This is a genomic window from Alishewanella sp. HL-SH05 (assembly GCF_052655985.1).
The window spans coordinates 1,079,536-1,091,098 of record NZ_CP199753.1 but is presented as its reverse complement, the minus strand read 5'-3'; the positions used below and the strand labels follow the sequence as shown (position 1 = coordinate 1,091,098).

The window sequence follows — 11,563 nt, the reverse complement described above, 5'->3', positions numbered from 1 at the left end:
TCGTTAAAAATAGACACTGAAAAACACCCGATAAACATTGGCGCTTAATTGATACAACGGCTCAGCACCGACGGCAGTATCGATTAGCGTAACATTTCGAAAGTTATTGTAATTAAAGCGGATATAATCCCACTCGATATTTAATTCGGGTTTAGCCGCCGGCCACCAAGCCCAACTAGCAAAGCGATAGCTGGCGCCCAATCCAAGGCTGAGATTATTAAAATCACTGAGCTCTTTGTCTCGCGCCATAAAGTTTTGCTGATTAGCAAACTCAAATAAATCCGCATAAAACGAGGCTTCGCCTTGCTGATACCAGCGAATATGGCTATCTAACACCCAACGCTCTCCAAGTGGGTGCACGTACTCTAATTCCGCATCAAAACCTGTAATATCCCAGCTGTCGTTGTAATGACGCAGTGAAAAGGTCACGGCTGCGCGATACGGTAAGTAAAATTTATTGACTAAACCCACGGCAAAACTATTGCGCGTGTCGGGATACACTTCAAATTGATAACCATAGCCAAGTTCAGCCAAGGGATCGCGAAAACGCACACTGCGATAGGGATTATTTAAAAAGCCTTGCTCCATATCAACGTCAACGTTTAAGGCACTGATCCAGCGTTTACTGAGTACTTGGGTGATCCCCAAGCTATAACTGTAGCGGCGTAACTGCTCACTGAAGCTTGCATCGCCATTGCGACCAATGTCATCGTTGCCAATGCCGGCATTTAAACTCAGGGTTGTCATACCGCCAAAAGTATCGTGCGACACGCCAAAAGACAGTGATTTGGCGTTGTAATCATTCTCGTCACTTTGTGCGTAATTTATCGATAAAATACTGTTGCCGGTTAGGTAATCCATCCCTACTCGACTCTCAATGCGTGTCTCGCTGTAAGCTGAGGCCGTGGCCACCACATCTATCGAGGCTCCTGACACAGTATCGACATAATAAAAACCCGATACCGACACCTGGGTACCAATTTTGGTTCGTAACATCAATGCCGGACCATCAATGGAGACACCGCCGCCTTGGTAACTATGCTGCATCAAATCAACGCGGTTATCAGGCAATACAGCACCGAAGCCAGCGGTGCTTAGCAACAATAACAAACCGCATAGCGTAGCCTTAATTACAGCCACAGCCGCCTCCACCACTGCCATCGGCACCTTTGGCGGCTTCACGTGAGTCACGCACATGCACACTGTGCTGCAAGGCAATAGGATGACGACTAAAAGCCATAATCGGGTCGGCTAATTCAGCGCGCTCATAGGGTTTAACCCATGGCTCAACACTGGCACAGCCCACCATACCCGCTAACGCCACAGCAACGAGCAACAGTTTAGTTGCGCAATAAGGTTTTAATATCGTTTTCATATTTTTGCTCATAGCCCGGTTTATAACCACGATGCACACTAAACACATCGCCATGTTGATTGATGATCACCGTAGTGGGCATCGCTTGTACTTGATAACGCTCTGATACGCTATTCTCGGTATCAAACAAGATGGGAAACTGTACTTGAGTTTTACTTAAATATTTTTGTGCCGCACGGCTATCCGCTTCAACATTCACGCCCCACACTTGCACCCCCAAAGGCCGATACTTGTTGGCAAGCTGATCTAATGCGGGCATTTCTTGTAGGCACGGGCTACACCAGCTGGCCCAAAAATTTAACACAATAATCTCGCCGCGTTGTTCAGCTAAACGTAGATTCACCCCCGTTAACGACTTAAGCGTAAAATCAGGTGCTTGTGCCGAATCGGTTGCATGCACCTTTGCGCTAACAGCGCAGTATGACAGCACAGTTAACAACAGGCTTAATAACAGTGTGCGCATAGTCTTTCCTTATATTAAAAATACAGCGCAAGCCCCAGGCCTAACTGTAAGTTATGGGTGGTTTTGCTCTCGGCTAAGATCGTGGTTTCAAACACATAGTCGGCTACCTGTAAATCCAGTGCCAGCCAATCGGTCATGTAGAGACGAAACTGACTCCCCAGCTTTACTGCAAAAACTTTGTCGCCCGCGAAATCAACATTACCGCCACCCGCAAAAATTGACCAACCCGTATTAAAGGCCCAGTTCCGACCTAAAAAAACTTGGCCTGGCAGCACCACGTAACCGAGCTCAGCACCGTAATAACGCCACTCGCGTTCGCTGTCAGTTAATAAGGGCGCCGCAGCGCCACTTAAGCGCTCGTAAGACGTTAACCCTGCTTTGGCTTGAGCAAACTCAGCATTAACATAAAAATCTTCATTGATATGGTAACCCAGTTGCAGCGCCACCAAACCGCTACTGCCAAAGTCTTCGATGGCGATAACACCCCCGCGCAGCGCTAGCACAACATTCTCGCTATCTAGCTTAGCGGGCGTCACCTGCGATTGCTCAATTTCAGGCTCAATCCGTGCCGTGCTGCTATTTGCTTGCTGCGCGCAAACGAATGGACTTAGCCACAATAAACTGCTGACTAAAAGGCCAGCTTTAATCCGATTAACCATGTATTTGTCTCTTCGTTAATATCACGTTCGGTGCTAATTAAGCCACGCCGATAACGTAAATTGGCTTGTAAACGACGGGTTAGCGCATAATCAAGCCCTAATTCCATATTGGCCATGGGGCTATTACGCTCAGGCGTTTGTACCAAGATAGTTCGTGGTTGAGTTAACAACACACCACCACCTAAAGCAAAATAGGGCGACCAACGCCAGTGCGGCCAAGGGCTAACGCCCAATTGCACTAAAAACTGTTGACTGCTGGCCTGTTGACCACTGCCCTGCCCAGCACTAAGTTCAATAAAAATCACATCGGAGAAGTCATAACTGGCACTGAGTTGGTAGTAACTGGTACCGGCAAAATCACCTGCAGCCAGTCCTAACTGCCATGCACTCGGCGGCTGATCAACTTGCCATAGACTGGCCAAACTTTGCTCGCCCTCGGGCAAATACAGGTGCGCTAGAGCGGCACTGGCTAGCCATAATGTTTGTTGCCGATATTGCACGCGGATCCAGCCCCCGCGCTGCTTAAGTAATGTTAGCGCGTCACCTTTTAACACCACCTGCACTATCGGATACCCTCTACCAGGGCCGGTATGTAGCTCAACAAAATCTTGTTGCACCACCACTTGCTGCGCCTGCAACGGTAATAAAGCGAGCAGGAGGCTACAAAATAGCCCACAACCCATGAGCGTTAAAAAGCGCATCTAGGGTAGCTCCACTGCAAAAGGGGAATTGTAATATTGCGCGCCCATATCGAGCCACTGGCTAATCAATCTTAATTCGACTGGCGACAAATACCCCTGATGACGCCCGCCTGGGGCAAAGGTTTGGAAGAAACGGCTACTGCCCAGGGCATTTCCTGCCCGCAATAAGGGCGGGACATTGACCGTGATCATGACCGGGATCGGTTGCTCATTTTCATCCAAAATCAACTCGCCATTGGCATCTCGTAAAAATACTAAATTACCGTTGCCATCGACCGCTTGCACTAAACGGTCAACGAGCACCCCACCCAGCAATTCTTGCTCGTTATCATTACTCAGCAACTCTCGGTAACTGGTTAAATGAGCCGCTTGAATGTCCGAGGCTTGAGCCGTTAGCTCTAACTGCGCCGCAGGCAACCTAGCATTGCCTGCGGCATCGCTACGGCTATGACAGCTAACACAGCTGTTGTCTTGCAGCAGTTCGTTACTTACAGGGTCAAATTGGCTACGGTCACGTTGCCACAGGGGTTGTATGTGTGTGGGATAATCAATGCGCAAACGACAGGCCGCTTGCCAGCGTTCAAAGCAATCTAAGCCTACCGGTAAGGTAGTGGCGAGCTCACTAAAGTGATTTTGCTCTGGCGGATCCGGCTGACGGCGCGCGGGATCGGTCCATAGATCAGTATAGGCTAAGCCGGCACTTAACGTAGGCTCGCCTAGCAAACGTGCCAGGGTTTGTGCCATGGTCTCACCGGCATTCGGCGGTAATTGCGGATTGGCATTGTTAAAAGCGCTACTGGCATTTTCTGGCCCCGGATTAATCGTCGGCCATTCGCCTGTTAAACGCCCGTGTGGCCGAGTATTGGTCGCACTATGGCAACCATTACAACGGAGTGTCTCGCCCGGCGCTAAGGTGATCCATTGCTGATGTTGCGCAGAGACGACCTGCCCTTCAGCATTCAGTAAGCTAAGCGCTAACGGCACATTGGCTGGTACTTTTACTCGTACCGAACCATCAGGTTGAACCGGTGTGATACCGACCAATTCACGCATCAACTGCCTGCGGTTTACCCCATAAGCAAAATTAGGCACTTCTCGCACCTCTTCTGGTGGAATGGGTACACCACGTATCAAGCTGACATAACGGATGGGGCGTTGTGCGGCACTGGTTTGCATTGGATCCGATAATTGGCTAATAGGCAACACCGCTTCCCCACCAATATCATAAACACTACGAATATCTAAAATCGCTTCGCCACGCTCTATCAGAGTAAGATCCGCGTCTGGGTTACTGGCTAAAAATGCGGGCCGCGGATACTGCTGCATCACCACCGCTTCAGAGAGCAACTGCTGCTCCGACCCTAATTTCACCGGCACTTGGGTTTGCTTCGCTAAATCGAATAACCATAATCCAAATAAAGGATCAGCCGCGGGGTAAGCACTAGCATCATCAACCTGCGCACAAGGCACGATTTGCTCATTCACTCTGACCCGACAAGGTGACCAACTGAGCAGATAACGCGATGAGCCATCTTGTAACGCAAAGACATTTTGCACTAAACCGGCAGGCTCAGCGCGTAAGCTATTATCAAAAGGCCAAGGTAGCAAGGCGGTCTGTGCCGGTAAGTTTAACTGTTGTTGATATAACGGCTGCGTGTTATCGCTGGCCAGTGTTAAGGCTATTTGCACGGGTAAGGTATTTAAGTGCGTTTGTTGGCGGTTTTTTAATAAGGTTGCGATCTCACCATCGGCCAGTAACAAGGGTTTGGCAAATTCCACCACTGTGTCATTCGGCCCGCTGCGATGCGAATGCCAACCATACAATAGCTGATTACTGGAGCCATCAGGGCGCATTTGATACCAATTAAACATATTACGGTCGCTTTGATTATCCCAGCGACTGTAAAGAATATGCCCATCGGCTTGCACCAATGGATACAAATCGTGACTTAAGTTAAAACTAATTTGGGTTATTTCGCTGCCGTCGGCATTCATCACATGCAGATTAAACGCGGGCCCCTGCAGATCTTCATGTAAAGCACTGTACTGGGGTTTAAATTCATCTAATAAAATTTGCCGGGCTTTTTGCTGACGGGTAGAGCTAAAGACGATGCGACCATCGGCTAACAGTGCAGGATTGATATCGTGTCCTTGCTCCGCAATAAGGGAATTACTGATGATTGGTGCTGCACTCTGATCAGTCAGGCTGTAACGCCACAGACTCCAAGTGGGTTGTAACTCCTCGGGCACATTTGGTAAGGCCGGCGGTCGTAATGCAAACAACAGGCTATTGCCGTCAGGCGATACCAGCAGATCTTTAACGTCATAGCCGTCATCAGGGAAATACTGAGCTAATATCGCTTGCTCTGCCGACTGCGCAAAAGCATTTTGTTTTAATATCAGCTGTGCACCAGGGCTAAATTGCTCTGGCGCAGTCAAATCGGTTTGGTAAGGATTGCCCGCGTCGTCAAATAACGCGCGTTGCACAAAAATGAGGGGGAATTCTTGCACTACCGGATCGGCTGGCTCGTCTTGCACGCTAATATCGGCCTTGCAGCTGATTAAGCCGAAAATACTCAGAAGCAGCAAAAGGGTGTGTTTAGTCATTATTGTTATTACCCGCCACCAACTGCGATGACTCTAATGTATTGCAAAAAAACTGAACCAAAATAACGTTATTAGAGTAGCCTTGGCCCGTTAACAGAGCAATAACTAATTTCAACGCCAAACGGCGGGCTTAGGTATTATTCCCGATAGTAGAAAAAGCGGTTTTGGTCGTGATTGCAACATCCTGCGTTAGCTCAATAGTTTAGTGCGCTTAAGCAAACCCGTCTTTTGCCCCTTGGCGGCAATTTAACTGCGCATAAAAACAAAAAAACCAGCATCACTGCTGGTTTTTTCTAACTATAAAGTATTATAGGTCTGCTTCGAAATCAGCAGGTATTGATTCATCAATCACTTTTTCGCCAGGCTTTAACAACAAGCGCTCGCGCAGAATTTTCTCGATTTCATCCGCAATGGCTTTGTTTTCTTGCAAGTATTTCATGGCATTGGCCTTACCTTGGCCAATTTTGTTACCTTGATAAGCATACCAAGCACCGGCTTTATCGACGAGGTTTTGCTGCACCCCTAAATCAATAAGCTCGCCTAGTTTGTTAATACCCGCACCATATTGAATAATAAATTCAGCTTGTTTAAACGGCGGCGCAACTTTGTTTTTCACCACTTTAACGCGGGTTTCGTTACCAGTAATTTCATCACCGTCTTTTACTGAACCAATACGGCGAATATCCAAACGCACTGACGCGTAGAATTTTAAAGCATTACCACCGGTGGTGGTTTCTGGGTTACCGAACATCACACCAATCTTCATACGAATTTGGTTAATGAAGATACATAGGGTATTTGAACGTTTAATATTACCGGTTAATTTACGTAAGGCTTGTGACATTAAACGGGCTTGTAAACCCATGTGGCTATCACCCATGTCGCCTTCAATTTCAGCTTTTGGCGTTAAGGCGGCTACCGAGTCGACAATAACAACGTCAACCGCAGCCGAGCGCACCAACATGTCACAAATTTCTAGTGCTTGTTCACCGGTGTCAGGTTGCGATACTAATAATTTATCGACATCAACACCCAGCTTTTTAGCGTAAATCGGATCTAAAGCATGCTCGGCATCGATAAAGGCACAGGTTTTGCCGTCTTTTTGTGCTTCAGCAATAACTTGTAAGGTTAACGTCGTTTTACCTGACGATTCAGGACCGTAGATCTCAACAATACGGCCATAAGGTAAACCGCCAATGCCAAGGGCAATATCTAGGCCTAAAGAGCCTGTTGATACTGCCGCAATATCCAGAGCGGTACTGTCACCTAGGCGCATAATAGAACCTTTACCAAACTGGCGTTCAATTTGAGTTAATGCGGCACTCAGGGCTTTTTGTTTGTTATCGTCCATCTCTTACTCCGGTAAAATCGGTCAGTTAGTAAACACTGTATGAGCATACAGTAGTAGAGTTTCAACTAGCTGTCAACAACAAGATGCTTTGCCGTAAGGCATGTTCAATGGCTTGCTGACGAACCTGCTGCCGATCGCCTTTAAAAACATGCTGTTGAGTGGTTATCGTGCCTTGTAAATAAAATCCAAAACACACTAATCCAACCGGCTTGCAGGCCGAGCCCCCCCCGGCCCCGCAATACCTGAAATGGCAATCGCCAATTCAGCGCCAGCAGCTTTGGCAGCACCGCTGGCCATTTCAGCTACGGTTTCAACACTCACTGCGCCATATTGTAGCAAGGTGGCACTGCGTACCGCTAACAATTGCTGCTTAGCTTTATTACTGTAAGTGACAAAACTACGATCAACATAAGCTGAACTTCCGGCGACAGCGGTTAGCCAATAAGCAACTCCGCCACCTGTACACGATTCTGCAGTGGTGATACTGTAGTTTTTCCGCAATAATAGCTGACCTAACTCACTGGCAAGGTCAAAACTTACTGATGCCTCTGTCATATATAATCCAACGGGACTCAATAACACCATTATGCCGTCAGACCAGAAACCGGAGCAAGCCTTAAGCGCTCATACGCCGATGATGCAACAATATCTGGCGTTGAAAAGTCAGCACCCTAGCATTTTATTGTTTTATCGGATGGGTGACTTCTACGAGCTATTTTTTGATGATGCGAAAAAGGCCTCAACCTTATTGGATATCTCGCTGACCAAAAGAGGCCAAAGCGCCGGTGAGCCAATCCCTATGGCCGGTGTACCCTATCACGCCGTAGAAGGCTATTTAGCGCGCTTAGTTCAGCTAGGTGAGTCGGTGGCAATTTGTGAGCAAGTTGGCGATCCCGCCACCAGCAAAGGGCCGGTCGATCGTAAAGTGGTACGCATTGTCACCCCCGGCACCGTTACTGACGAAGCTTTACTCAATGCGCAACACGACAATTTATTGTGTGCCATTAGTCACAGCCGACAACATTTTGGTTTAGCACAGCTGGATTTAAGCAGCGGCCGTTTTTTATTAAATCAAGTGGATAACCTTGATGATCTCGCCGCGTTATTGCAACGCTTAAACCCCGCCGAGTTGCTTTATCCGGAAGACTTTAACCAGCCGCAATTAATTGAACGCAAAGGCGCTCGGCGGCGGCCGATTTGGGAATTTGATTTGGCAACTTCCAAACGGGCTTTATGCCAACAATTTGGTACTCGCGATTTACGCAGCTTTGGCGTAGAAGACGCCCCAGTGGCGTTGATGGCCGCAGGCTGTTTAATACAATATGTTAATGATACCCAACGGGCGCAACTGCCACATATCCGCAGTATCGCGTTAGAGCGGGCAGAAGATTATATTGTGCTTGATGCCGCCACTCGGCGAAATTTAGAACTCACCCAAACGCTCTCTGGGCAAACCGACAATACCCTGGCCAGTGTGCTGGATCATTGCCAAACGCCAATGGGCTCGCGTTTATTAAAACGCTGGATCCACGCCCCGCTGCGCGATCAACAGAAAATCAATTTACGGCTAGCGGCGGTTGCCGAGTTAACCGACGATTACGAAAGCCTGCAACCGCAGTTAAAACATATCGGTGACATAGAGCGGGTGATTGCTCGCTTGGCTTTAAAAAGCGCCAGACCACGCGATTTTGCCCGTTTGCGCCAAGCGTTAACGGCCTTGCCTAACTTGCAGCAGCAATTAACGCTCGCCCACAGCGATCTACTGCAGCGCCATGCACAGGCCAGTGCGCCGCTACCAGAATTGCTTGAGTTACTGCAACGAGCCATTGTTGAAACGCCCCCGGTGCTGATCCGCGATGGCGGTGTCATTGCCGATGGCTACGATGCCGCCTTAGATGAATGGCGAGCCTTAGCTGAAGGCGCTACAGATTATTTAAGCCAATTAGAACAGCGCGAACGGGAACGCACCGGTATTAGCTCGCTGAAAGTGGGTTACAACCGAGTGCACGGCTTTTATATTGAAACAGGTCGCAGTGCTGATAACAAAGTGCCGGCTGATTATATTCGTCGCCAAACGCTAAAAAATAATGAGCGTTATATTATTCCAGAGCTAAAAGCCCATGAAGACAAGGTACTGGGTAGTCAAAGCAAAGCGTTAGCGCTGGAAAAACAGCTGTACGAACAACTCTTTGTGCTGCTAAGCCCCTATTTAGCCCAATTACAACACCTCGCTGACGCCTTGGCCGAGCTCGATGTATTAGCCAGTTTGGCAGAATGCGCGGTACTGCATCAATATTGTCGGCCAGAGTTGAATACAGACATCGGCATTCACTTGCAGCAAGCGCGACATCCGGTGGTCGAACACGTATTAAGTGAGCCCTTTATTGCAAACCCTCTGCGCTTAAACGCAGAGCGGCGCATGTTAATGATTACCGGCCCCAATATGGGCGGTAAATCAACCTACATGCGACAAACCGCACTCATTACGCTGATGGCCGCTATAGGCAGTTTTGTGCCTGCTGCCTCGGCGGTCATCGGCCCCATCGATCGGATTTTTACCCGAATTGGCGCGTCTGATGATCTGGCTTCGGGGCGTTCGACCTTTATGGTTGAGATGACCGAAACGGCAACCATTTTACATCATGCTACCGCTCAAAGCTTAGTGCTGATGGATGAAATTGGCCGAGGCACCAGCACCTATGATGGCTTAAGTTTAGCGTGGGCTTGTGCCGATTACTTAGCGAAAAATATTAAAGCCTTAACGTTATTTGCCACCCATTACTTTGAATTAACCGATCTAGCCGAACAGCTACCCGCCGTTGCGAATGTCCATTTAGATGCAGTAGAGCATGGTGAGCATATTGTGTTTATGCATAATGTGCAGGACGGTGCCGCCAGTAAGAGTTTTGGTTTGCAAGTGGCACAACTTGCCGGTGTACCCAAGGCCGTGATCCAACAAGCGAAACAAAAACTGCACCAACTGGAACTGCAACCCAGTGTCGCCGCAAAGCAGTCGACGGGCAGCGAAGCACAATTACCGTTGTTAGAAGCAGAGCACCCGTTACTGGCGCAATTAAGACAGATCGACCCCGATGAACTGAGCGCCCGTCAGGCGCTAGATTTACTCTATCAATTTAAAAAACAATTGGACGCCTAACACGCTTAAGGGATCAAGATGCTATTAAAAGACGTGAGTGTGTCTGCTATTGTTGCGGGCTTTGTTGCGGTATTAGTCGGTTTTGCCAGCTCAGTTGCCATCGTGTTTCAAGCCGCCGCTGCGGCCGGTGCCAGTAGCGAGATCATTGCCTCGTGGTTGTTAGCCTTAGGTATCGGCATGGCGGCCACCTGTATTGGCCTATCTTGGTACTATAAAGCGCCGATTATTACCGCATGGTCAACACCTGGCGCCGCTTTATTAGCGGGCAGCCTGCAAGGACTGAGCATTGCCGAAGCAACCGGGGTGTTTATTTTCACTGCGGCACTGGGTTTAATCATTGGCTTAAGTGGCATGTTTGAACGCCTGACACGGCTGATCCCACCCTCTTTAGCCAGCGCGATGTTGGCGGGGATCTTACTGCAATTTGGTTTTGCGATCTTTCAATCCATGCAAAGTGAAATGCTGCTGGTCGCCATTATGTGTCTCAGCTATGTGATTGCCAAAGCGACTGTGCCTCGGTATGCCATTTTGCTGGTATTAGTAAGCGGCTTGGTTACGGTCATCGCCGGTGGGCAATTAGATTTATCGCACTTAGAGCTTAGCATCACTCGCCCTGTTTGGGTGAGCCCTGAGTTCTCTCTCAGTGCCATGCTGGGTGTAGGCTTACCGTTATTATTGGTAACCATGGCCTCCCAGAACATCCCCGGTGTGGCGGTGATCCGCGCCAGCGGTTACCAAACACCGGTGTCGCCAATCATTGTTAGTACCTCACTCAGTACCTTATTACTGGCACCTTGGGGCGCGTTTTCGATTAATCTCGCCGCCATTACGGCTGCGATTTGCACCGGTACAGAAGCACACCCTGATACCAATAAACGCTACATTGCCGGTATTGCCGCCGGTGTGTCTTATTTCATTGCCGGTTTAGCCGGCGCAACCGTAGTGGCGCTATTTGCCGCATTTCCGCAAACCATGATTGCCGCCTTAGCCGGTTTAGCCTTGATAAGCACTATTGCCAGTAATTTACAAACCACCACCGCCGACCCTGACTATCGCGAAGCGGCCGTGATCACCTTACTGGTAACGGCGTCAGGCATTAGTTTTTTTGATATTGCTGCGGCTTTTTGGGGATTGATAGCCGGTTTAATCACGGTGTTAGTACAAAAAATAGGACAGCGCTTCATCAGCACCTAAGACAACAGATAACAACTCGCGGTTAAATCGTGTTGAATTGGTTAAAACTGTAATGC

Annotated in this window: 9 protein-coding genes and 1 pseudogene; 2 read left to right on the top strand and 8 right to left on the bottom strand. The window is 48.7% G+C overall.

Annotation, left to right across the window (positions count from 1 at the left end):
* Positions 1-3 precede the first annotated feature (3 nt).
* The 8 genes and pseudogenes from ACUJFL_RS04985 to ACUJFL_RS04950 form a co-directional block, all read right to left on the bottom strand.
* The gene (locus ACUJFL_RS04985) at positions 4-1,140 is read right to left on the bottom strand and encodes a DUF3570 domain-containing protein (protein WP_445428647.1); all 1,137 of its coding nucleotides are present in this window, start codon (positions 1,138-1,140) and stop codon (positions 4-6) included.
* Positions 1,127-1,375 (bottom strand): DUF4266 domain-containing protein, encoded by a 249-nt coding sequence (locus ACUJFL_RS04980; RefSeq protein WP_226749637.1) that lies wholly within the window; start codon positions 1,373-1,375, stop codon positions 1,127-1,129. The genes ACUJFL_RS04985 and ACUJFL_RS04980 overlap by 14 nt, the downstream gene beginning before the upstream one ends.
* Positions 1,341-1,838, bottom strand: a complete 498-nt coding sequence (locus ACUJFL_RS04975; RefSeq protein ID WP_226749636.1) for a TlpA family protein disulfide reductase — start codon at positions 1,836-1,838, stop codon at positions 1,341-1,343. The genes ACUJFL_RS04980 and ACUJFL_RS04975 overlap by 35 nt, the downstream gene beginning before the upstream one ends.
* 14 nt (positions 1,839-1,852) lie before the next feature.
* The gene (locus ACUJFL_RS04970) at positions 1,853-2,497 is read right to left on the bottom strand and encodes an outer membrane beta-barrel domain-containing protein (RefSeq protein WP_236128701.1); all 645 of its coding nucleotides are present in this window, start codon (positions 2,495-2,497) and stop codon (positions 1,853-1,855) included.
* Positions 2,467-3,198: an SH3 domain-containing protein gene (locus ACUJFL_RS04965; protein WP_445428646.1), complete on the bottom strand. Its 732-nt coding sequence runs from the start codon at positions 3,196-3,198 to the stop codon at positions 2,467-2,469. The genes ACUJFL_RS04970 and ACUJFL_RS04965 overlap by 31 nt, the downstream gene beginning before the upstream one ends.
* Positions 3,199-5,805 (bottom strand): HzsA-related protein, encoded by a 2,607-nt coding sequence (locus ACUJFL_RS04960; protein WP_445428645.1) that lies wholly within the window; start codon positions 5,803-5,805, stop codon positions 3,199-3,201.
* A gap of 307 nt (positions 5,806-6,112) precedes the next feature.
* Positions 6,113-7,156, bottom strand: coding sequence for a recombinase RecA (gene recA / locus ACUJFL_RS04955; protein WP_226749632.1), 1,044 nt, complete (start codon positions 7,154-7,156; stop codon positions 6,113-6,115).
* 61 nt (positions 7,157-7,217) lie between these two features.
* Positions 7,218-7,711, bottom strand: a pseudogene (locus tag ACUJFL_RS04950) (CinA family protein).
* 31 nt (positions 7,712-7,742) lie between these two features.
* Here ACUJFL_RS04950 and mutS point away from each other — a divergent pair.
* Together mutS and ACUJFL_RS04940 are read left to right on the top strand one after the other, a co-directional pair.
* A complete protein-coding gene (mutS, locus tag ACUJFL_RS04945) occupies positions 7,743-10,313 on the top strand; it encodes a DNA mismatch repair protein MutS (RefSeq protein WP_445428644.1) in 2,571 nt (856 codons plus the stop codon).
* A gap of 18 nt (positions 10,314-10,331) precedes the next feature.
* Positions 10,332-11,507: a benzoate/H(+) symporter BenE family transporter gene (locus tag ACUJFL_RS04940; RefSeq protein ID WP_445428643.1), complete on the top strand. Its 1,176-nt coding sequence runs from the start codon at positions 10,332-10,334 to the stop codon at positions 11,505-11,507.
* Positions 11,508-11,563: the final 56 nt, after the last annotated feature.

What these genes read in the sequence shown, in the direction of transcription:
- ACUJFL_RS04980 (WP_226749637.1), bottom strand. Translation starts at nt 1,375, where the DNA reads ATGAAAACGATATTAAAACCTTATTGCGCAACTAAACTGTTGCTCGTT.
- ACUJFL_RS04975 (WP_226749636.1), bottom strand. Translation starts at nt 1,838, where the DNA reads ATGCGCACACTGTTATTAAGCCTGTTGTTAACTGTGCTGTCATACTGC.
- ACUJFL_RS04970 (WP_236128701.1), bottom strand. Translation starts at nt 2,497, where the DNA reads ATGGTTAATCGGATTAAAGCTGGCCTTTTAGTCAGCAGTTTATTGTGG.
- ACUJFL_RS04965 (WP_445428646.1), bottom strand. Translation starts at nt 3,198, where the DNA reads ATGCGCTTTTTAACGCTCATGGGTTGTGGGCTATTTTGTAGCCTCCTG.
- ACUJFL_RS04960 (WP_445428645.1), bottom strand. Translation starts at nt 5,805, where the DNA reads ATGACTAAACACACCCTTTTGCTGCTTCTGAGTATTTTCGGCTTAATC.
- recA (WP_226749632.1), bottom strand. Translation starts at nt 7,156, where the DNA reads ATGGACGATAACAAACAAAAAGCCCTGAGTGCCGCATTAACTCAAATT.
- mutS (WP_445428644.1), top strand. Translation starts at nt 7,743, where the DNA reads ATGCCGTCAGACCAGAAACCGGAGCAAGCCTTAAGCGCTCATACGCCG.
- ACUJFL_RS04940 (WP_445428643.1), top strand. Translation starts at nt 10,332, where the DNA reads ATGCTATTAAAAGACGTGAGTGTGTCTGCTATTGTTGCGGGCTTTGTT.